The following is a 22,179-nucleotide window of genomic DNA, read 5'->3' as shown; positions in this document are numbered from 1 at the left end:
CTAGCACAATTATGAAACAACACGTTCGACTTATAAAACACGGCATTGCCCTGGCCATAGCAGTGGCGCTGGCACCTCAGGCACTGGCACAGGATAGTACCGCATCCGATAAGGATGTAGAGCGCATATCGATAGTCAAACACCGTCAGGCTTATCGCGGAGATGTACCGGTAAAAGAGCTGCCACAATCGGTAAGCATCGTTACTGAAGAGCTATTAGATAATATGGGTGTGATGGATTTACAAAGTGCCCTCAGATTTTCCAGCGGCATCGCGAGTCAGAATAATTTTGGCGGACTGTGGGACAGCTTTGCTATTCGCGGGTTTGCCGGGGATGGCAACAAGCCCTCCGGTTATCTGGTTAATGGTTTTAATACCGGCCGAGGCTTTACCGGTAAACGGGATGTTTCAAGTATTCAGGCTATTGAAATCCTCAAAGGCCCAGGCTCTGCATTGTATGGCCGTGGCGAACCCGGTGGTACCATTAATATTGTGACCAAAAAGCCGCAGTTCGAGCAAGAAGGTTATCTTGAGGCAACCGCAGGCAGTTTCGACCTCTACCGGCTTGAAGGGGATTATACCAATGCCATTAACTCAGACTTTGCATTCAGAGTTAACGGTGCCTATGAAAATGCCGGCAGCTTCAGAGACACTGTAGATAGCAAAAAAACCTTTTTAACGCCTTCGCTGGTGTATGCCCTGAACCCGGATACCAGTGTTTTTTACGAACTCGAATACATTGATCAGGAAGCCGATTTTGACCGCGGCATCGCTATTCCTGACATGCAGTTTGGTGTGGTGCCCATCGACACGTTTTACGGTGAACCGGGTGATGGCCCGATGTCCATAGAAGGACTCGCGCATCAACTCACAATACAAACTAACCTGAATGCTAACTGGAGTATCAATAGCGGAATCAGCTTACGAGGTTCGTCCTTTGAAGGCTATTCAACTGAGCCTGAGCTGTCAGCCGGTAGACAGCTATTACTGGTAGATGGCGAAACCCTCTCCCGACAGCGTCGCTATCGTGATTACGATACCACCGACCTCTCTGCGCGCTTTGAATTAAGCGGTGAGATTAAAACCGCTGGCATGGCGCACCATCTACTTATTGGCGCTGACGCCTATGACTATGACTATAAAGAGTTAATGCAGCGCTGGCGAACCAACTGGGGCGGCGGCGATCCAACCTATTCGGTTGATTTGCTAAACCCTCAGTACGGCGCCGAAGCGCCGGCGATGGGCATCGTCATCAACACCAAGGAAGAGCAACAGGCCTACGGCGTGTATGCACAGGATCAAATTGACCTCGCTACTTCCCTGAAAATGCTTATAGGTTTGCGCTTTGACGATTTTGAACAGCACGTCACTAACCTCAGCAATGGCGTTGTCACCTCGCAGGCACAAACGGCGATCAGTCCGAGACTGGGGGCAGTTTATCTGCCGGGTAATAACTGGTCTCTGTACTTAAGCTACTCTGAGGGCTTTAGCCCTAATAGCGGGGTTGATAATAACGGCAATGCTTTTGAACCAGAAGAAAGTAAGTCTTATGAAGGCGGCGTAAAATTTAATACCGACAACGACTCCGTTACCGGCACGCTGGCTGTTTTCCGCGCTGAAAAATCCAATATCTTAGCGGCTGATCCGGTCAATGGCGGCACCATCGCCATGGGCGAAGTAGAAAGTTCAGGCGTAGAACTCGACATTACAGCCACCGTGTATGACGATACGGTTGTGATCATGTCCTATGCCTATGTGGATGCCAGCAACAGCAACACTGTTACCAACCCGGATTGGGGCGTCGAAATTACTGCAGGCACGCCGCTGGTCAATATTCCCGAACATACCTTCACGTTAAATGCAAGACACGACTTTAGCCTTGGCGGGTATCCCACAACCGTCTCTGCCGGTCTCACCTTTGTGGATGAACGCGTTGGGGATGCCGTAGCGCCTGATTATAAACTGCCTGGTTATACTATTGTGAACGTCTCCGGCGTGGTTGAATTAACGCCGCAGCTTACCGCCCGACTGGTCATCGATAACCTCTTTGATAAGGAATATTATGATAACTCTTATTCGGCGCTCTGGACGCAGCCTGGCAAGCCCCTTAATGCCAGAGCCAGTTTACGGTACCTGTTTTAACCTCCACTTCGTATGACCTGCTCTGATGCAGGCCATACGTTGTCGTCATCACTTAAATTGTTGATTAATTACCCTGAGCACAGGATGTTACACACCATGTTTTATAAAAAGTTATCTCACTCGTTAGCGGTAGTATTGTTCGCCGCCCTTAGCCTTTGCAGTGTCAGCGCCTTTGCCGACGGCGCTTTTGAGCTCGCGGGTGTAAGCACCCCAGTGGGTGAAAAAAACACCTTTTTCGCCACCGAAGGCGACATTGCATTACCGGTTACCGTAGTGCATGGCAATAAGCCCGGCCCGGTGCTATTGCTCACTGCGGGCATTCACGGTGATGAATTCCCCTCGATGCTGGCCTTGCAAAAGCTCGGTAAGGAACTCAGGGCCGATACCTTAAAAGGCACCGTGGTGATAGTGCACCTGGCAAACCTAGATGGTTTTCATGAGCACCGTCTGGCACTGAACCCGCGGGATGAAAAAAACCTTAACCGCGAATTTCCGGGCGACAAAGCTGGCACGTCAACTGAGCAAATTTCCGAGTTTCTGACCCGGGAATTTATTGCCAGATGCGACTTTTTAGTCGACATGCACTCAGGCAGCGCCAATCAAAAACTGCTCAATCATGTTTATTCGCCGTTTGTGGGAGATGCGAAATTAGATGCCCTGACCTTTGAGTTCGCCAAGGCGACCGGCATGCAGCATATAGTGATGTACGGCGAGCGACCACGGGATCCGCAAAACTCTATTTCGTATCCCAATACCGCTATGACCCGTGGTAAGCCGGGATTAACCACCGAAATTGGCCACCTCGGTCAGCGTGACGATGTGTTTGTAGAACAAGCGCTGACGGTGGCAAAAAATGCCCTGCGCTTTCTCGATATGATTGCAGGCGATGCCACACCCCACCCTGAGCCAGCGATTTACCAAAAGGTAAAGTATCTGGACAGTCACAATGACGGCTTTTTTACGCCGCTGGTTACCATTGGTGATGTTGTGCAGCCCGGAACAGTGCTCGGCGAGGTCAGTGATTATTTTGGCAACAAAGTAGAAGACATCACTGCGCCGGATGCTGGCATTGTGATGATGATTAATGAAACGCCGCCCATTCGAAGTGGCGAATCAGCGGTGGCTATTGGTATCAGACAGTAGGTTAGCGCTTGCGCGTTTAGCTTGCGCGGAATTAACCTGCCCGGATTGGGGCAGCTACCCGTTATAGTCATCGGCCCGAAGTCGGCTTGACCGGGGCTCCGCGTTACACGCCTGGCTGGAACAAGGCGTGTAACGCCGGGTAGAGGCCACTAGCTCTCAACTTCGGCTTTGGCTTCGGCTTCTTCAAGCCGCTGCTCTTTAAGCTCCAGCTCCTTAATTTCGGTCTGAATAGTTTCCCGCAATAAATCGTGCTGTTCGCGGCTAAGCGGGTAAATACGGTTGATATAACATCTGAATGGCAGCGAGTCCGGCACATACACAAAGTCCGAGCCTTCACTCAGGGTATTACCAAAACGACGATGCAACAACAGAGCGGCCGAGAAGCCAATTGCATCACAGCGGGGCACAAGTTTAATCAGGAAATGCCGCGACGGCGAACTTCTGAAGATCAGGTATTCGTCACTTAGCTGACCATAACTGTCCAGCCTGAAGGCACTCACGGTATGATCCCGCTCTAATTGTTGTTCCTCAACAAAATTTTCAATCAGAGATACCATTTCTTTATTGCTCAGCTGTGGCGACGCACAACTGGTAAGTAAAAATATCCCGACGAACAAAATAAACATCTTTTTCATCAATACGCTCCTACACAAGCTTGTTATACTCATTGGGCAAGCGCTGCCAAAAATGGTTCCATTTATAAACATTCGCTCAATGTAGCCTTATTTACTGAGTTAAAAATTGGATATTAAAGAGTTTATTCAGGTTCGCCGGTTTATATTAAAACTCGGCAAAATGTTGCATAAATACGGTACTCCGGCGTTTCGGTTGGAGGCTTACCTGACCGAAGTTGCGCATTACCTGGGCGTGCATGCGTCGTTTATTTCTACTCCAACCTCGTTATCGGTGGTCATCTGGAGCGATCGTCACGAAGAAGAGTACAGCCATAACGCCCGTCTGGCGCCCGGTGAGCTTGACTTAAACTCACTGTCGCTCACCGATGAACTGGCCAACTTATTGCTGTCGGGTCAGGTTACATTAGCCGAGGCCGACCAACGCCTCGACGAAATAGATATCATGCCCAGCCCCTATGGCAAGCTGGTAACGGGTTGCTCTTACGGGCTCTCTACCGGCGCCTTCGGTATGTTGATGGGTGGCAGCTGGTCTGAAGTGTTGTGGTCGGGCTTATTTGGTTTCGTTGCCTATTTTTGGGTGCTGTGGTCAGAGCGTTCCAAGCGGGTGGCAATGATGATGGAACCGGTCTCAGCGTATGTAATCGCTTTTTTAGCCTGCGCCGCCAGCCGCTATGTTGATCCGGGCATTAATATACCGCTCATCATTTTATCGTCGGTGATTATTTTTGTGCCCGGCCTGGCGCTTACTATGGGCCTGGCCGAGTTGTCATCGCGCAACATGGTGTCGGGCACAGCGCGCATTATGGACGCCATGATGCAGTTATTTAAACTCTATTTTGGCGCGTTTCTAGGCGTCGCAACCGGGTTTAGCTTATTTGGCGAAAACACCTACGCGCCGGCTGAATCACTGCCCTACTGGTCGACTTTTGTGGCTGTTGTACTGCTGGGATTTGGCCTGGTCGCTATTTTCAAAACCCGCGCTAAACATATTCCCTGGGGCCTGGCCGCCGCGCTGATTGGCTATAGTGCCACGGCCCTGAGTTCTGACTTTTTGCCGCAAAATATCGGCAGTTTTATGGGCGCATTTACCCTGGGGGTGTTTGCCAATGCCTTTACCCGCATTGCCAACCAGCCCGCCACCATTGTTGCCATGCATGGTTTGATTGTGCTGGTTCCGGGCTCCAAAACCTACATCGGTTTAAATTCCTTTGTCTCGGGGCAGGATTTTGTTAATGCTGAGCACATCGGCCAGGATGTATTTTTAATTTTTATGTCGTTAGTGGCCGGGCTTATTTTTGCCAATGTGGTGTTTCCCACGAAGAAGGCGTTGTAACGGCGGTCGCTCAACGCCTAACCCAGAATCCCCAGTTCCACCGCCCGCAATACCGCTCTGGTGCGATCGCGGGCGCCCAGCTTAGCGAGGATATTAGACACCTGATTTTTTACTGTGCCCTCAGACTTATACAAGGCCGCGGCAATTTCTTTGTTGCTGCAACCCGATGCCATAAGACGCAGGATCTCTTTCTCTTTTTCGGATAACGGCTCTGTTAAGTCAGGTTCATCTGAGGCAGTTGCCAGGCCCTGTAAGCTGTTGAGCAATGTGGTGGTAATGGCTGGCTGAATTAGCGATTCGCCGGCATGTACCGCCTGAATGCCTGCCACCAGCGTTTCCAGCGACACATCTTTTAACAGATACCCCCTGGCACCGGCGCTTAAGGCCCCCATCAGGCTTTCGTGATCATCAAAGGTGGTCAGCATAATAGTGGCAATGAGAGCGTTGGCCTGCTTGAGCGTATTGAGTAGCTCGATCCCCGTCATACGCGGCATCCGAATGTCTAACAGCATCACATCCACGGCGTCGGGGTGACGTTGCAGCCATTGCTGCGCTTCTACACCATCGTTGGCCTGTCCGACGACCTCTATCTCGTCTGACAGCGCCAGCAAACTGCACAGCCCCTGGCGCAAAAGCTGCTGATCGTCGACCACCAATACCCGTATCATCGCGGCTCCGGCAAACTTAAATAGGCATGAAAGCCCGTTTCGCTGCAAGTAAAGGTAGCGCTACCATTTAGCTCTGCCATCCGCTCTTGCATGCCCTTGAGCCCGTTACCCGGCGTAAAACGGGTACTGCCTGAGCCGTTGTCGGTGATATCAATGATTAATGCGTCACTGGCACGGTAAATATGTATGTCCAGTGTATCGGCTCTGCCGTGACGCAAACTGTTAGTCAGGCTTTCCTGAATACAACGTAACAAATTGGTGGCCTGCAACAGACTTAAACCACTAATATCGGTATTGCAGGCAATATTGACCTGTATTTTATCGCGCAGTGGGTCAATCAGGGCTTGCAGCGCCTGCAGCAAGTCGAGCTGACCAAATTCACGCATATCTGATACTGCCTCGCGCACATCGGACAACAATAACCGGGCAATACTTAAACATTGATCAATGACTGGCTTTTGCGCGGCCGGAACGGTGCGTGATGCCACCTGTAAATGCAACGATAATCCGGTTAGGTGATGACCCACCAGATCGTGAATATCCCGCGCAATGCGGGTACGCTCTTCCTTGCGGCCTGCCTGCTGCATGAGATCCTGCAGCGCCCGCAATTCACGGTTTGCCTGCTCTGCCCGCTGTTTCTCCTGTTCAGCCTGGTTGCGACTTTCCATCATAACCAACGCAAACAAATTAAATGTCCAGAACAAAATGGCGGTGATCCACAGACCACCATTTTGCTGCCATGCGTAAGCGTATACCAACCACGGCCCAACCGACCACAATGGCGATAACCACACGGCTTTTTTAAACGGCATGTAATACGGTAACAACGCCGACCAAATCACCAGCAAAATGGCGTTAAAACTCAGTGGGCTAATACTAAAAAGTGTTAGCACCAGTAGGTATTGGGCGACTATCAGGGTATAGCGCACAGGTAAATCGTGTTGAAAGGGTTGCTCGCGCGTTGCCAGCAGGAACATCGCCGTAAATAGCCCAAAGCACGATAGCACCCTGAGGATATCAGTTAAGTCATAACGCTCTGAGCCAGCCAGCACCCAGGCGTTAGCCAGGGCCACCACAATGATGGTAACAACGGCACCAACTTGTTCAGGGGTGATAGGTATTCGGGATAATTTCATGCTAGCCAGTATTAGTTAAATCGGCGGGTTTTGGAATAGGCCAAAAGTCATCTTTTACAAGATGACTTTTACCACTACAGGGCAACCAGGCTTATCGCTAACCTTGTTTACGTCAGATTGTTAAGGAGATAGCGATGAGTTACCTGTACCAAACCCTGTTACTGAGCCACATTATTGCCGGTGCGATTAGCCTGGCGCTTTTTTGGGTGCCCATTACAACGCGTAAAGGCGGGTTAAATCACCGCAGGTTTGGCGCCCATTATCGCCGTATTATGCTTGTTACCATAGCCAGTGGCGCCATCATGGCGACGGTATGGTTTTACTCACCGGCCTCGGTTAATCCGCAATTAGCGGGTCATCCTGAGGCCATTGCCAACTTACAACGCTTTGCGCTGTTTTTGCTGCATTTAGCGGTACAAATGTATGCATCTGTCATGATGGGGCAGTGGGCACTTGAAGCCAAACAGAGTCGTCAGTCGCTGCGCCGGGTATCACGTATTGCGCCGTCTGCACTGCTGGGCGTAACTAGCATTCTGATTGGTGTCATCGGGATAATGCACCAACACGTGCTGATGCTGGTTTTTGCACCACTGGGACTGTCTATTAGTATTGGTCAGTTGCGGTTTATTTTTGCCCGTCAGGTAGCGGCTAAAGCCTGGCTCATTGAACACCTTGCCGGTTATATTGGCTCTGGCATTGGTGCGTACACTGCGTTTATCGCCTTCGGCGGACGCACCCTTTTCAGTGATATTGGCGCCTGGCAATACACCTTTTGGGTACTACCCGGATTAATTGGTGGCATCGCAATTAGCCGCCTATCGCGCCAGTACCGCGTTGATTCAGCCGCGCCCGTCGCCAAGGTTAACCACTGTTAACGGGTATAAACCGCTAGTCCTTAAGCAACAGCGCAACTATGGCTTGAAATCCTCGGCAGTGAAGCGGTCGAGGATTTTAAGCAATGCCAGTAAGTTGTGTTGCACATTATCGACCCGTATTTCGTTGTCATACACTCGCGATCGCAGTCCGCCCCTCACCGCTTGCTTGTCTTTAACGTAGTACATTTCCGCATCGTCGACGAACTCCAGCTGCATTGCATGACGAATGCCTTTTACAATAACCAGTCGATAGAGTTCTTGCCTGGTCTCGTCACCCGTTTGTTTGGCCAGCAACCAGGCATCAATAAGCCCTTCAAGGTAAACGCCTGTGGCTGAGGCATGAGGCGGCCCCAGGCCCCCATCAGGAAAATAAAAGCGGCCTTGAAAATCCGGATACTCATAGCCTAAATGCTCTTCGTAGCCTTGCATAACGATCACCAGCCAGTCGTTCATTTCTTTGATCGCGTCTGCTAAAAAAGGGTCCTGCGTGATTTGCCATACTTTAAAGTACGCCTGGGTATGCCAGGGAATAAACGCCGGGTTTTTGGCATTTCTATGCCAGGCCATGTACGTGCGGGCGCTGGCCATGAATTCATCTAACAGTGGCGATGATGGTCCTTGCTGCTCAATAACGTGGGCCCAGTAATATAATGCTTCACCTGGGTAAAAGTTGTGTTGATCATTACGCTCCTGACGAATGAAGGTTCTGAACATACCGTCTGCTTGCCACTGCTCGGTGATCGCCTTCGCCAGACCGTCGTAATAGCGCTCAAAATCAGCACTGTCCGGGGAGGTGTGTATTGCCAGCGCAGCCAGGGCGGCAGCGCCGAGTTTGCGTTTACCGCTGTATTCGATATAGCCAATATCGTCTTCACTTTGGTAAAACGTGTCCAGGTTATAGCGTAAATTTTGCTGTGCCAGCCCAAGCAATGCCTCATCCTGCTGCCGGTTAGCCCATACTTGCAACGCGTAGCTCGCCATAAATTGCCGAATCATATTATTCGACGTTGAGGATGCATTTAAGCTGGGCCAGTATTTATACTGCGTCTGGCCGGTTATTTTGTTGGTGTTGTTAACCAGCCACCCCGCTAACCGCTCGCTCATTGCGGTGACATTTTCCTGCGTCACATCGCTTAGTGGGATAAGGGTATTGCCACGATACAACGCAGAGACATTTTGATTTGTCAGATCAACGTAGAACTGCTCGTTCTCATAGGTTTGCATCGTTAGTTGCGCTGAATTAAGCGTTTCCATATCGACGCCCATTTGTGTAGCGAAATCTTCGAGAATTAACCAGGGTGTGCGGTTTGTGGCGATGGCAATTAATCCGCAATAGTTAATAAATCTGCCGTTATATTCAAACTCAATACCTTTTACACCGGTTAAGGTTTGATAACTATCGACTGACTGAAGCGGTGTTGCTGCTGGCTCAAAATTATAACCGAAGCACAGTGTTAACTGGTTATAGTCAAATTCCTGCAGCGCCATGAGACCGCTGTTAAGCAGTGCCTGCCAGCCCTCCTCACTTTTAAGCGCGACCTGACCCACCATCGCGCCATCCTGTCGGGCATATATCTGTAAAAACGTAACCTGCCCGGCATGCGCCAGTTGCCCCTCCAGATAGTCATGAACAAACGCCAGAGGCTTTTTTTCCGGGGGAGGATTTGACTTGTTAATGGCCAAAAAAAGACCGACACCCACGATAAGTGTCAGTATTAGCAAAATCCCGCCTCGCCGTTTACTCATTTACCTGCTCTCCGATGTTCAAGCCACGCGCTCATTTTTGCCAGCTTAAATAGCGTACCTTTTAATGATCTCTCCGTGTTGCGCTAATATAAACCAAAATAGCCGGAGGCCGTAAGCTAATCCGGATAATTCAGTTTATTGCGAATTTTCATCGTCGCGTTGCACCGGCAGCATAAACACCCGATTAACCGGTAAGTGATCGTTGATGGCATCATCTGAGCGATCTTTTAATGCCACCCCGCTAAGCTGCTTATCGCGGGCACTCGCCATTAAATAGGCACAGCGATGGGCCGCTTTATCGGGGGCGAGTCCGGCTGGTCGTACATTTGAGATACAGTTTCGTTTAGCGTCGTCAAAACCGCGCCTGGGCGCCCAGGTGAGGTAAATACCCAAGCTGTCGGGCGAGCTTAATCCGGGCCGTTCGCCAATCAGTACCACCACCATTTGAGCATTGAGTTGTTGTGCAATATCATCGCCTATGGCTACCCGGCCTTGCTCTACAATACAAAGCGGGCCAATTCGCCATGGCCTGTCAGCCTGCTCTAACTGCTTAAGCAATGCCGGTAAAAAGCGGGGGGCTTGTTGGTGTACTGCCGTTGCAGAAAGACCATCAGCCACCACTACCGCCACATCAACGGGCACATCACAGCGATATTGCTGTAATTGATAAGCGCCTGCTTCTCTCAGCTTGCGGCCCAAATCCGGGCGTTGTAAATAAGTTAAGCGATCCGCCGCTTCACTTTGCAGAGTGATTATTTCAAGCGGCTTAGCATGGTAAGTAAGTGCCTGCATACTTTGCTTAATACCGGCGCTATCGAGCGGGGCATGCACGGCATCAATGGCTTGCGCATGTGCAAGCTGAAACTTGAGTAATTCGCTGGTTGCCAGGCTGGTGCCAGCGCGGCCTAAACCAATGCGCGCCGCGGTAAACTGGCGCAGTTGCTGCCAGCGGTCTTCATGCAGGTGCTGCTCGTTGTGGCGCGCCGGTTTTTTATTCTGATGGTCAGACATTGGCATTTCCTCCGGGCAGCATGGCGGCAAAGCGTTGCGATAGTTCGTCGGTTAACCATGCTTTGCCACCTCTGGCAAAAATTTTCTGCTCTTGTAGCCAGGCGTCAAACTCAGGTGCGGGTCGGGCACCAAACAACTGACGAATATACAACGCATCGTGGAACGAGGTCGCCTGGTAGTTCAGCATGATGTCGTCGGCCCCCGGAATGCCCATAATGAACTGACAACGGGCACTGCCCAGCAGGGTCAGTAAGTTGTCCATATCGTTTTGATCGGCTTGTGCGTGGTTGGTGTAGCACACATCGCAGCCCATAGGTAAGCCCAGCAGCTTGCCACAAAAATGATCCTCCAGTCCCGCGCGGATAATCTGCTTGCCGTCATAGAGGTACTCAGGGCCAATAAAACCTACCACGGTATTTACCAGCAACGGGTCGAGCACCCGCGCCAGACCATAAGCACGCGCCTCACAGGTTTGCTGATCCACACCATGATGGCCGTTCGCCGACAGCGCACTGCCCTGGCCCGTTTCGAAATACATTAGGTTATGACCCACCGAACCGCGTTTCAGCGACAGCGCTGCTTCGCGGGCGTCCTGCAGCATGGCCAGCGACACGCCAAAGCTGTCATTGGTTTTTTGCGTGCCGCCAATCGACTGAAACACTAAATCTACCGGCGCGCCGCGCTCTATTGCTTCAATGGTGTTGGTAACATGAGTCAGTACACAGGATTGAGTAGGAATGTCATAGTGGTTAATCAGTTCATCAAGCATATGTAACAACCTGATGGTTTGCGCCACGTTATCGGTCGCCGGATTAATACCGATAACGGCATCGCCGCTACCGTACATGAGCCCGTCAAAAATAGACGCGGCAATGCCATTGAGATCATCCGTGGGGTGATTAGGCTGCAGACGAGTGGAGAAATGCCCGGGCACGCCAATCGTATTTCGAAAGGCAGTGATGACCTCACATTTACGCGCCACTAAAATCAGATCCTGATTACGCATAATTTTGCTCACCGCCGCTACCATTTCTGGCGTTAAACCGGGACTCACATCCTGCAGTACCTGTGCATCAGTGGATTCCAGTAACAGCCAGTTGCGCAACTCTCCCACCGTAAAATGCGCGACCGGTGCAAAGGCCTCACTGTCGTGGGTATCTATAATAAGCCGGGTAATATCGTCGTGCTCGTAGGGGATGAGCGCTTCATTAAGAAAGGTAGTGAGCGGTAAATCAGCCAGCACCATTTGTGCAACCACTCGCTCTTCTGCGCTGGTAGCAGCGAGCCCTGCCAGCTGATCGCCGGAGCGCAGCGGCGATGCTTTGGCCATTACCCCGGCTAAATCTTTAAACCGAAAGGTACGCTGACCCAGTTGATAACGATATCCTGCCATAGCGCGCCTCCCTGAGACGGTGAAGGGATGTAAATCCTTCTCCATCATGCCCCCGACGCTGTTATTTTGCAATGCAGGGGCACTTAACGCATGGGCTCAGGTAATCAGCATACCGCGGCAAAGGCTTTTGCTGTGGCTTCCAGGTTGTTGCTGTTTAACCCTGCAATACACATACGGCCGCTATCGATAAGGTAAACACCAAACTCATCTTTTAAACGCGCTACCTGCGCCGGACTAAACCCGGTATAACTAAACATACCTCGCTGCGCTGCCAGGTAGCTAAAGTCATAGTCCGGACGCAGCGCAGTTAACTGACTTACCAGTTGCTGGCGCATGTCATGCATACGCTGGCGCATTTGCGCGAGTTCCTGGTGCCACAAGTCCGTCAGCGCCTCATTGCTAAGCACGTGGCTGACCAGCCTGGCGCCGTAAGATGGCGGCGTAGAGTAATTAGTACGTACGGTAAACTTTAGCTGACCCTGTATGGTTTGGGCTATCGCGGGCGTTTCACACACTACATAGAGCGCGCCAATGCGTTCACTGTAAAGAGAGAAAATCTTTGAAAAGGACTGTGCCAGTAAGAACGGCTGGCCCGACTCAGCCATCAGTTGGATTGCTCGGGTATCTTCGGCTAAGCCTTCACTAAAGCCCTGATAGGCCATATCAAAGAAAGCCAGCAACTGACGCTCGGTAATAATAGCAATCACCTGTTGCCACTGCTCGGTAGTAAGATCGATACCCGTCGGGTTATGACAGCAAGGGTGTAACAGCACTATCGATTGTGCTGGCAGCTTGCTTAAGTCTTCCAGCATACCGGTAAAATCAAGTTTTCTGGTTTGCGGGTCATAATAACGATACGTGTTGGTCGTCAGGCCCGCCCCTTTAAAAATAGAATGGTGATTATCCCATGTCGGGTTACTCACCCAGACCTGTGAATCAGGAAAATAGCGTTTAAGTAAGTCAGCACCCACTTTCAGGGCACCGGAGCCGCCAAGGCTTTGTATTGAGCTTAGCCGCTCCTGCACCAGCGGTAACGACTCGCCAAACGCCAGTGACTGTACCTTCGCGCGATAATCTGGCATACCGTCCATAGGCAAATACACCGGACTCGCCGGTGGGTTATCAGCCAGCCAGGCTTTTGCCGCATTAACACAACCAAAATCGGGGACCTGGCCGTTATCGTCAAAGTAATAGCCAATTGTCAGGTTCACTTTGTGCGGACGTTGGTCGCTGACAAATTTCTCCATCAGCGAAAAAATAGGATCGCCGGCATACGCGTCGACATGTTCAAACATAGTGTTTCCTTATCATTACTATTTGGCGGGTCATAACACGCCTGGTTATCACCCGGGCACGCCGACGCCAGTCAGGCTAAATAGCGGTCTTTACGGTGGTTAAACGCAATCAGAATATTCAGCAATACCGCCCCGAGTACCGACGCTATCAGCGCCGGAATACTCACCACAAAGAAGGCCGCACAGACTACCAGCACGTCCACGCCCATTTGCAGGTAGCCGGCACGAAAGCCGGTTTTGTCCTGCACATACAAAGCTAAAATCGTCACGCCGCCAAGACTCGCGCCGTGGCGAAACAGCACCACAAAACCCGTTCCCATCAGCAAGTTGCCAAACAAGGTTGCGTAAAACAGATCGAGTTCGCCCAGTTGAATAAACGACGGATGAACGTGGGTAAACAGTGAAACCAGGGTCACGGTTGCAAAGGTTTTGAGGGTAAATACCACGCCCATTTTTTTCAGGGCCAGTATATAAAAGGGTATATTAATCAGGAAGAACGCCAACCCAAATGACATCGGCGTAAGGTAATTAATTAAAAAAGCCATACCTGCAGTACTGCCGGTGAGTGCCCCCACTTCGCCCAGCAGAATAGCGCCAAAAGACACCAGTAACGTACCGGTCAGTAACGCCAATACATCTTCGATCCAGCTGTGATGAACCGGTTTCGGCCCGATGATGGTTGCTTCGCTCATGATTATGCGCCCTGTTGTTCCGCCCGCTTGTATCGGCTCACCAGCACAAGCATTCGAAGGGAGTTATTAAAACATGAGAAATATAACACAAAATAACGCACATCATGCAATATAAATAAATTATTGCACGCTATGTGCGAAAACAGGTTTAAAAATGAAAACTACAACCAAACACCATCTTCTTTAAGCCGTTCAAGTACCACGGCGGTACGAATATGACCCACAAATTTGTGCGCGGCCAGGTCGCTGATGAGTGCAGACAAATCACTCAATTGGGCTACTGCCACCTTTAAGATAAAGTCGGCATTACCGGTGGTTTTATACATGTCCAAAACCGCCGGTGTCGCCTTAACCAGTTCGTAAAAGGCGCTCACCGCCTCCGGCCAGGCTTCGGCGAGGGTGATCTCCAGTATGGAGCAGATCTCTAAATTGAGGGCCGCCGGCGAAATTCTGGCGCTGTAGCCAATAATATAGTTGTGCTGTTCAAGCTGAATACGGCGGCGGGATATTTGCGACGCCGACAGGCCCACCAACTCGCCCAGCTCCTGATTGGTAAGACGGCCGTTGTCCCGCAGCAGCTTAAGGATGTGCTTATCGTAATCGTCGATGTCATGCATAATAGTTCAGGTTGTTCCGGTTTGTAGCGGCTGATGACGGTCACCCGGCAATGAGATCGTGTAGTGACTCTATCGACGGCAACTGGCGTTCGGGCTGATAAAACAAGCGGTTTAAGCGTCCCAAAAAGTTAACTTTACGGCTGGGATCGTGAGGCTTCACCCGCCGCTCACTGGTAGTCTGTAAAAATTCCCATGGCTGCAAATCCAGATCCCTGATTTCGTCAGTAGTCACGCCATGACTATGCACCGTGCTCAGAATTCGCTCCGTTTTACTTTCCATGATGGGCATAATGTCGTTGGCATAAATGTCGCTCACAGGCTCGCCAATGGCTTCCAGTGAGTGATTAATGGCCGCCCACAGTGCGTCGTGTTCGTAATGTACGCCGGCCGGGGCATAGTAACCCATGACTTCCCATTCAAACTCGGCATTACTGGCCGCAATAGAACTTTCCGCTACCGGTGAAAATGACAAATCCGGCCGCGCACCAATGTTGTACGCATCCACAGACATGCCAATACAAATCACCAGTTCGCCCATCACCGCAGGGTTATAATAAAGCGCCTCAAATGCCGCACGCTTAACTCCCATCCAGCCATGAATAAGCGGTTTTTGCTGAGCGAAATGACGAATGTCGTCGGGCAGATCTTCACCGTATTTTTCTACCAATAACGGCATTGGGTTGGCTTCCAGTTGGTTGTCGGGTACCCACACTTCGTACTCAAGCCGGTTATCGGCTTTACCCCGGCTCTTAATCCCGTACGACAAATTTACCGGTCGGCAGATACTGCGGTCTTCACCCACCCGGTGAAAATACTCTGAGCGCAAACGTTTTATGAAAGGCGCATCCAAACCAGCCAGCGCGGCTGTGGGGTAGCGATAGCCGCAGTCGCTTTGCTCAACCAGCCTGAGCCCGGGAACGGCCTCAACCAACGCCCGCTTCAGCCCTTTAAACGTGCGAAAATCGGGCAAAATAATGCTGCGCTCCGGCTCTATAGTGAATCGCTCACCGGTGTCGCTGACAAATTTTGGGGTTTTCCAAAATTCATAGTCAGTAAAACCCAGTTGCGCTATTGCGTTATCCCGCAGCCTGGAAATGTCCAAAAACAACGCTTTATGGTCGCGAATGTGTTTTAACAGTGGTCGCTGCATTTACCCAACATCTAAAAAGCCATAATCTGGTGTCCAGTCTGCCAGAATTATGCTGACAGGTTAAGTAGTTAACACACAGATAGTCACAAGTCATGCAGAGACAATAAATAGCATGATGCCCCGCGTTATTCGCTCGGCTTACCAGCAGTGTGTACTAAAGATGTCATATTGCGCGCGACATCCGTATGCTGGATTATTCATTTTAGCGGCGTGTGATCTGCCAGCAAAAAGCGATATACTCGTGAAAACAGCCAAGGAGAGCTACATGGAACAACAGGATCAATACTGGGGAATGTCACTCAGGTCATACTGCATGCTCATTCACCTCAGTCAACTTACTAGCATCGTCGCCCCCGGACTGGGGTTTATTATGCCCATTATCTTGTGGGTCGCCAACAAAGACCAACACCCCGATATTGACCGGCACGGTAAGGTCACCGTTAACTGGATAATCAGTTTTGTTATTTATGCCATTGTTAGCGTCATACTGTTTTTAATATTTATTGGCTCGCTGGGCATTTTGGTGCTGGTAGTACTCAACTTTCTGTTTGCCGTGATTGCCGCGGTAAAAGCTAATAACGGCCAGCTGTGGGCTTATCCATTAAGCATCAAATTTTTAAAATACTAAGTTTTACTTAGTCACGCCGGGCAGCGAGGTACTTGTAAAGGGTCGACTCGCCAATATTAAGCTGTCTGGCGACGTCTTTTTTCTTTATGCCTTTGGCAATGAGCGCCCTGGCTTTTTTGACGACTGAAGGCGAAATGGCCTTGCGGCCCTTGTATTTACCTTTGGCCTTCGCTTTAGCAATGCCGATGGCCTGACGGTCGGTGAGTAAGTCTTTGTCCATCTGTGCGGCGCTGGCAATCAGGGTGTAAATATCCACCGCCGGATTACAGGCAAATTCCAGGTTATCAACCACCAGCATGACCCCCTGCGCAGCCAACTGGCCGCTGATCTTTGCCGCCGCGCTAATACTTCGTCCGAGGCGGGAAATATCATGCACAATCAGCCTGTCGCCACTTTTTAAGCGTTTTAACAATCGATTCAGCTTGGGCTTTTCGCCGGGATCAGCGTTGGGTTCACGCACGACAATGTCGTAAGGATACTTGTTGACGAGGGCCTGTGCCTGTTCACCAATGTCCTGCCTGTCGGTGCTGCTGCCAACGTATAAGTAGGTGGTCACGAAAGACTCTGCATAGATTCAAACACTACATAAAATGATAGTGAATACGGCACTTAATACAAGCAGTAATCGCTAATTTCAGGTCAACCCGCGCTCAAGCAAGCTCTATAACCCTGCGGCATACGCTATGCCGCAGAGACCTTTATAATGGGGCTATCTAAAGCGAATATGGTCACGATTGAGATCGCTTATCTTACTGCACCCCATTAAGCGCATGTCGCGTTCAATTTCGGCAACAAGGAGCTGCATGGCCCGTTCTACGCCGGGTTGTCCCGCTGCCGCTAATGCATACAAATAGTAACGGCCGAGACCGACCGCTTTGGCGCCCAGCGCGAGTGCTTTAAGCACATGCGTCCCCCGCTGAATGCCGCTGTCGAAGATCACATCGATTTTATCACCTACCGCATCAACAATTTCAGCCAGGTGATCAAAGGAGCTTCGCGAACCATCGAGCTGGCGACCGCCATGATTAGAAATAATCACACCGGTGCAGCCAATATCGACGGCGCGCCTCGCATCATCGGCACTCATTATGCCTTTTAAACAAAACTGGCCGTCCCAGAACTTCACCATTTCTTCGACGTCCTGCCAGTTCATGGACGGGTCGAGCATATTGGTAAAGTAATCGCCAATAGAGCTGCTGCCACCGCCCATATCGATGTGTGCATCTAATTGTGGCAAGGAGAATTTTTCGTGCGTGATGTAGTTGATTCCCCACATGGGTTTACTGGCAAACTGCCACAGTCCGGCTAAATTGAGCCGGAACGGAATAGAAAAGCCGGTTCGCAAGTCACGTTCACGGTTACCACCGGTGATCGAATCCACGGTCAGCATCATAACTTCAATGTTTGATTCTTTGGCCCGTTCCATCATGGCACGATTAAGGCCACGGTCCTTATGAAAATAAAACTGATATACCTGAGGCGTATCGTATTGCCTGGCAATCTCTTCCATGCTGACCGTGCCCAGCGAAGACACGCCGAACATGGTACCAAACTTTTCTGCTGCGCCGGCGACCGCCCGTTCCCCCTGGTGGTGGAACAATCGCTGTAAGGCAGTGGGTGACAGGTAAACCGGCAAGTCCAGTTTTTGGCCCATGACCTCAACGCTCAGGTCGATCTCTTTAACCCCGGTCAGCACCCGTGGGATCAGGTCACATTCGTCGAAAGCTGCTGAGTTACGACGTAGTGTCGTCTCATCGTCTGCACCGCCGTCGATATAGTTAAAGATCGGTCCCGGCAGGCGCTTTTGAGCGAGTTTGCGGAAATCATGAAAATTGTAACACTGACTTAATCGCATGCTGATTGTCCGTAATTAGTGGCTGAAATACTACAGGAAAGGTTAAGCATATGGCATGTGCGCCCGGATATTCAGCTATGTACTGTGTTAATGATAATTGCTCTGCAACGATACAATAAAAACACCAGCAGCGGCCAAAACCCAAGCGAAAAAATGACCAGCTATCTTCGTTTCTAAACTGGGAGGTAAAAAAACGAAGTAAGCTGATCAAGCACACTCTTTGCTAAACCGGCTCACAAACGCGAGCCGGTAAGATGGTCTCGTGGTTATACGATACCTGAACCGGTGGCATTCGGATCCCGTGGACGGGCCTCAGCCATACTGGCGCGATAACCAACACTGCGGTAAACGCTAAGAGGATCGATAGCCGCCCCTTTGCGCAATCGTGCCATGGCCAGAATTGGCGAGACATCCAGATTAAACGCGTTTTTAAGCTCGAGCGATGCCATTAACGCGTCATTGTCATCCTGGTAGCCATAGAGTTTTTCGCGGTTAACTAACAGCGCTTTAACATACGAGCGTTGCACTTCAATCGCTGAGTTAATCAGACTCTCTGCCGGGTCGGTCACATTGTGTGACTGGTCGAGCATATAGGCCGGGTTAAACTCGCTTTGCTGGCGATACTCAGCATCCACCAGTTCGTTGAAAATAAGGAACTGCTGATACGGGTGCAACGAACCGCTGTCAAGGTCGTCATCGCCGTACTTACTGTCGTTAAAGTGAAAGCCGCCGAGCTTTTTAAACTGGATGAGGCGCGATACGATCATTTCGATGTTAGTGTTAGGCGCATGGTGGCCAAGATCGACCAGCGACTTACACTTTGGCCCCAGTTGCATGGCCGCCAGAATATTCGATCCCCAATCCTGAATAATGGTCGAATAAAAAGCCGGCTCAAACATTTTGTGCTCAATGTGCATTTCCCAGTCATCAGGCAATCCCTGATAAATCTTTTCCATACTGGCAAGGTAACGCTCAAAAGCACGCTGAAAATGCTGCTGACCAGGATGATTAGAGCCATCGCCTACCCACACGGTAAGGCTTTTTGCACCCAGTTGCTTGCCATACTCAATGCAATCGAGGTTGTGTTGAATGGCAAGCTCACGGGATGCCGCCTGGGTATTACTTAAACTGCCGTATTTATAAGAAACTGCCTGACCGGGCTGATCCTGAAAGGTGTTAGAGTTAACCGACACCCACTTGATACCATACTCGTCCGCTTGCTGTTTGAGTTCGCTGAAGTCGTCAACCTTGTCCCAGGGGAAGTGAGGCGACACCGAGTCAGTACAACCTGAGAGCTCATTGATAACCGCGCAGTCTTCGAGTTTTTCGTAAATGTTACGCGGCTCGCCGGTACCCGGGAATCGGGCGAAACGGGTACCACCGGTGCCGGTTCCCCATGAAGGCACGGCAATCTGAAACTCCCCCGCCGCTTTGGTGAGGGTTTCAATATCGATATCCTGACGGGCCAGTTTGTCGCCCAGTGCGGCATAATCAGTGTCTAAGTCGCTTTGCAACTTGCTGTTTTCAGCGCTGATGATGGCTGAATCTATTCTTCTTAACATAATGAACTCCTAGCGCAAGAAGGCTTCATGCAGACCACCGTCTACACTGACAACCTGTCCTGTCGTTTTACTCAGTTGACCCGATATTAATAAATAAGCAGCTTCTGCCTGGTCATCCGGTGTAATGGGTTGCTTGGTCAGGGTACGCTGTGCATAGAACCCTGCCAGTTTATTGCGTAATGTTTCGGTTGATTCGCTTTCTGAAAATTCAATATTGTATTTGCTAAGCGATGAAATTACGCGGTCACGGGGAAACATGTTACTGCCCTGCACTACCGTCGCCGGAGCCAACGCATTAACGTTAACTAAGGGGGCCAGAGTGACGGCTAACTCGCGCATCAGGTGATTGGCTGCCGCTTTACTGGTGTCATAAGCCAGCGAGCCCTTCTTCGATACCGCGGCATTAACACTGGTGGTTAACACCATTGCACCTTTAAGCGCCTGTTGCTGCCAGATTTTATTTGCCTCCGAGGCCACCACATAACCGCCTTTCACATTAACGCCAAAGCTTAGGTCAAACACGTCGTCATTTTTAGCCAGATCAGCGCCTTCGGCGATGAATACACCCGCGGTAACAACAACTTTATCAATACCACCGTAAGCCAGCAGTACCTGCTTAAACATCGCCTCTACCGTGTCGCGTTTGGTAATGTCTACCGCCAGCGCAATGGCAGGTCCACAAGCAGAAAGGCCGGTGCCGGCTACGCCAATGCCCTGACCATAAATGGCGGTCAATTCGGCAGCAGTTTGTTCAGCATTCTCCAGCTTAAGGTCGGCGCACACCACGTGAGCGCCTTCTTTAGCCACCCGGTGTGCCGTTGCTTTACCAATGCCATCACCGGCACCAATTACCACTACCACATCGCGTGCCAGTGTTTTTTCGGCTGGCATACGTTGCAACTTGGCTTCTTCAAGTGCCCAGTATTCAATATCAAAGGCTTCCTGCGCTGGCAACGCCGTATATTCAGAGATGGCTTCAGCACCGCGCATCACTTCAATGGCACAATTGTAAAACTCGGCAGTTACCCGCGACTCACTCTTATTTTTACCCCAGGCAATCATGCCGACCCCCGGAATTAAAATGACGGTTGGGCTCGGATCACGCATTGCCGGTGAATCGTCCCGTTTACAGGCATTATAATAAGCGGTGTAGTCTTCGCGATATTGCTCCAGACCCTGCTTAAATTTTTCTATAAGCGTTGCCAAATCATCATTTTGCGGGTCAAAATCAACAAACAGTGGCTTAATTTTGGTGCGCAAAAAATGATCCGGGCATGACGTACCCAATGCCGCAAGACGCTTGGCATCGACGCTGTTTACAAACCGCAGGGTGGCGTCGTCGGTTTGTACTGTACCAATAAATTTAACCTTGTTTGAAACCAGACCGCGGGCAACCGGTAAAAATCCGGTGAGCAGTTCGGTGCGCTCTGCTTCACTGAGTGCCGCATACTTCTGACCGCCGAAGGTCAGGTCGCCCTTGTCATGTTCTTCAATATAACGGGCTGCGGTTTCTATTACCCACAGTGATGTTTCGTAACAGCTTTTACTCTCTGATGACCAGTTGGTATGACCATGCTGGCCAAGCAGAATGCCCCATATATCAGGCTTCTTTGCATAGGTGTCTTCACACAGTTTGGCGGCTTCCCAGCCTGGGCGCATCCACGGCACGTAGGCGAGCTTGCCACCCCATATCACTTCGGTTAACGCTTCCTGATCTTTACATGAGGCAACCGAAATCACCGCGTTAGGGTGCAGGTGATCAACGTGCTTCTCATCGATCATTGAATGCAGCGGGGTATCAATAGACGAAGCTCGCGGGTTCAGACAAAAATTACAGTGCTTAAACATGCCGACCATGCGGTCTTCGCCTGCCGACTTGTAACCTTTATCGGAATAAGCCTGATACACGTCATCCAGCGCATTGAGTTTATCCTGATACAGCGACGAAAAGTTTTCGTGTTTGGAGGTGCGTAAATCCCCCCCAGAGCCTTTCACCCATAGGACTTCCACTTCTTCACCGGTGAGCGGATCCTTTTCTGTCAGCTTGGCTGAGGTATTGCCCCCACCAGTATTGGTTATGCGCTGATCCTCACCCAACTTATTAGAGCGATACACGAGGTTATCAACGGGACTGAGTTCATCAGCAATGTGGTCTTCCCACAAATAATTGACGTGTTTATATTCATCGGGTTTGTAAGGCATAGCGGAGTCCTGTGAATTCAAGTAATCGATTTTGGCGGTTATTGAAAATTACCGTTCATTTAAATTCAATATACATCTCAACCAATCTTTGTCAATC

The 22,179-nt window shown here is 50.5% G+C and carries 19 protein-coding genes; 5 read left to right on the top strand and 14 right to left on the bottom strand.

All coding sequences use genetic code 11. The features are described from left to right. The first annotated feature begins 11 nt into the window (after nucleotides 1-11). Both OIK42_RS14460 and OIK42_RS14455 read left to right on the top strand, forming a co-directional pair. A complete protein-coding gene (locus tag OIK42_RS14460; RefSeq protein WP_273641742.1) occupies nucleotides 12-2,141 on the top strand; it encodes a TonB-dependent siderophore receptor in 2,130 nt (709 codons plus the stop codon). Nucleotides 2,142-2,237: 96 nt separating this feature from the next. Continuing rightward, a complete protein-coding gene (locus OIK42_RS14455; protein ID WP_273641741.1) occupies nucleotides 2,238-3,284 on the top strand; it encodes a succinylglutamate desuccinylase/aspartoacylase family protein in 1,047 nt (348 codons plus the stop codon). Between the two features lie 149 nt (nucleotides 3,285-3,433). Here OIK42_RS14455 and OIK42_RS14450 read toward each other — a convergent pair whose 3' ends face one another. After that, the gene (locus tag OIK42_RS14450) at nucleotides 3,434-3,919 is read right to left on the bottom strand and encodes a DUF6491 family protein (protein ID WP_273641740.1); all 486 of its coding nucleotides are present in this window, start codon (nucleotides 3,917-3,919) and stop codon (nucleotides 3,434-3,436) included. Nucleotides 3,920-4,025: 106 nt separating this feature from the next. Here OIK42_RS14450 and OIK42_RS14445 point away from each other — a divergent pair, with 106 nt between their 5' ends. Next, nucleotides 4,026-5,252, top strand: coding sequence for a threonine/serine exporter family protein (locus tag OIK42_RS14445; protein ID WP_273641739.1), 1,227 nt, complete (start codon nucleotides 4,026-4,028; stop codon nucleotides 5,250-5,252). A 17-nt stretch (nucleotides 5,253-5,269) separates the two neighbouring features. Here the strand turns inward: OIK42_RS14445 and OIK42_RS14440 are convergent, their stop codons facing one another. Beyond that, entirely contained in the window at nucleotides 5,270-5,920 is a 651-nt protein-coding gene (locus tag OIK42_RS14440) for a response regulator (protein WP_273641738.1), read from the bottom strand. Further along, nucleotides 5,917-7,056 (bottom strand): sensor histidine kinase, encoded by a 1,140-nt coding sequence (locus OIK42_RS14435; protein ID WP_273641737.1) that lies wholly within the window; start codon nucleotides 7,054-7,056, stop codon nucleotides 5,917-5,919. Before OIK42_RS14435 ends, OIK42_RS14440 begins: the two co-directional genes overlap by 4 nt. A gap of 134 nt (nucleotides 7,057-7,190) precedes the next feature. Between OIK42_RS14435 and OIK42_RS14430 the strand changes: the two genes are divergently transcribed. After that, nucleotides 7,191-7,931 carry a hypothetical protein gene (locus OIK42_RS14430; protein WP_273641736.1) on the top strand — a complete coding sequence of 247 codons (741 nt, stop codon included), beginning with the start codon at nucleotides 7,191-7,193 and terminating at the stop codon, nucleotides 7,929-7,931. Between the two features lie 36 nt (nucleotides 7,932-7,967). Here OIK42_RS14430 and OIK42_RS14425 read toward each other — a convergent pair whose 3' ends face one another. The 7 genes from OIK42_RS14425 to OIK42_RS14395 form a co-directional block, all read right to left on the bottom strand. Continuing rightward, nucleotides 7,968-9,677, bottom strand: a complete 1,710-nt coding sequence (locus tag OIK42_RS14425; protein WP_273641735.1) for a hypothetical protein — start codon at nucleotides 9,675-9,677, stop codon at nucleotides 7,968-7,970. A 135-nt stretch (nucleotides 9,678-9,812) separates the two neighbouring features. Next, nucleotides 9,813-10,688, bottom strand: a complete 876-nt coding sequence (eutC, locus tag OIK42_RS14420) for an ethanolamine ammonia-lyase subunit EutC (RefSeq protein ID WP_273641734.1) — start codon at nucleotides 10,686-10,688, stop codon at nucleotides 9,813-9,815. Then, nucleotides 10,681-12,081 (bottom strand): ethanolamine ammonia-lyase subunit EutB, encoded by a 1,401-nt coding sequence (locus OIK42_RS14415; protein ID WP_273641733.1) that lies wholly within the window; start codon nucleotides 12,079-12,081, stop codon nucleotides 10,681-10,683. Before OIK42_RS14415 ends, eutC begins: the two co-directional genes overlap by 8 nt. Nucleotides 12,082-12,185: 104 nt before the next feature. After that, nucleotides 12,186-13,376 (bottom strand): amino acid aminotransferase, encoded by a 1,191-nt coding sequence (locus OIK42_RS14410; RefSeq protein ID WP_273641732.1) that lies wholly within the window; start codon nucleotides 13,374-13,376, stop codon nucleotides 12,186-12,188. Nucleotides 13,377-13,447: 71 nt separating this feature from the next. Next, nucleotides 13,448-14,068 (bottom strand): YitT family protein, encoded by a 621-nt coding sequence (locus OIK42_RS14405; protein ID WP_273641731.1) that lies wholly within the window; start codon nucleotides 14,066-14,068, stop codon nucleotides 13,448-13,450. A gap of 161 nt (nucleotides 14,069-14,229) precedes the next feature. Further along, nucleotides 14,230-14,685, bottom strand: a complete 456-nt coding sequence (locus OIK42_RS14400) for an Lrp/AsnC family transcriptional regulator (protein WP_273641730.1) — start codon at nucleotides 14,683-14,685, stop codon at nucleotides 14,230-14,232. A 40-nt stretch (nucleotides 14,686-14,725) separates the two neighbouring features. After that, nucleotides 14,726-15,835 (bottom strand): hypothetical protein, encoded by a 1,110-nt coding sequence (locus tag OIK42_RS14395; RefSeq protein ID WP_273641729.1) that lies wholly within the window; start codon nucleotides 15,833-15,835, stop codon nucleotides 14,726-14,728. A gap of 265 nt (nucleotides 15,836-16,100) precedes the next feature. On the opposite strand from OIK42_RS14395, the gene OIK42_RS14390 reads away from it, so the two are divergent. Next, a complete protein-coding gene (locus OIK42_RS14390; RefSeq protein ID WP_273641728.1) occupies nucleotides 16,101-16,463 on the top strand; it encodes a DUF4870 domain-containing protein in 363 nt (120 codons plus the stop codon). 7 nt (nucleotides 16,464-16,470) lie between these two features. Here OIK42_RS14390 and OIK42_RS14385 read toward each other — a convergent pair whose 3' ends face one another. The 4 genes from OIK42_RS14385 to OIK42_RS14370 all read right to left on the bottom strand — a co-directional run bounded on the left by OIK42_RS14385 (nucleotide 16,471) and on the right by OIK42_RS14370 (nucleotide 22,082). Continuing rightward, nucleotides 16,471-17,019 carry a recombinase family protein gene (locus OIK42_RS14385; protein WP_273641726.1) on the bottom strand — a complete coding sequence of 183 codons (549 nt, stop codon included), beginning with the start codon at nucleotides 17,017-17,019 and terminating at the stop codon, nucleotides 16,471-16,473. 153 nt (nucleotides 17,020-17,172) lie between these two features. Then, nucleotides 17,173-18,318 (bottom strand): alpha-hydroxy acid oxidase, encoded by a 1,146-nt coding sequence (locus tag OIK42_RS14380; RefSeq protein ID WP_273641725.1) that lies wholly within the window; start codon nucleotides 18,316-18,318, stop codon nucleotides 17,173-17,175. A 266-nt stretch (nucleotides 18,319-18,584) separates the two neighbouring features. After that, the gene (gene rhaI, locus OIK42_RS14375) at nucleotides 18,585-19,880 is read right to left on the bottom strand and encodes an L-rhamnose catabolism isomerase (RefSeq protein ID WP_273641724.1); all 1,296 of its coding nucleotides are present in this window, start codon (nucleotides 19,878-19,880) and stop codon (nucleotides 18,585-18,587) included. Nucleotides 19,881-19,889: 9 nt separating this feature from the next. After that, the gene (locus OIK42_RS14370) at nucleotides 19,890-22,082 is read right to left on the bottom strand and encodes a bifunctional rhamnulose-1-phosphate aldolase/short-chain dehydrogenase (protein ID WP_273641723.1); all 2,193 of its coding nucleotides are present in this window, start codon (nucleotides 22,080-22,082) and stop codon (nucleotides 19,890-19,892) included. Nucleotides 22,083-22,179: the final 97 nt, after the last annotated feature.

The organism is Alteromonas gilva, assembly GCF_028595265.1.
Taxonomy (GTDB): Bacteria; Pseudomonadota; Gammaproteobacteria; order Enterobacterales; family Alteromonadaceae; genus Alteromonas; species Alteromonas gilva.
The sequence above is the reverse complement of the archived record's forward strand: the minus strand, read 5'-3'. Positions and strand labels throughout refer to the sequence as shown.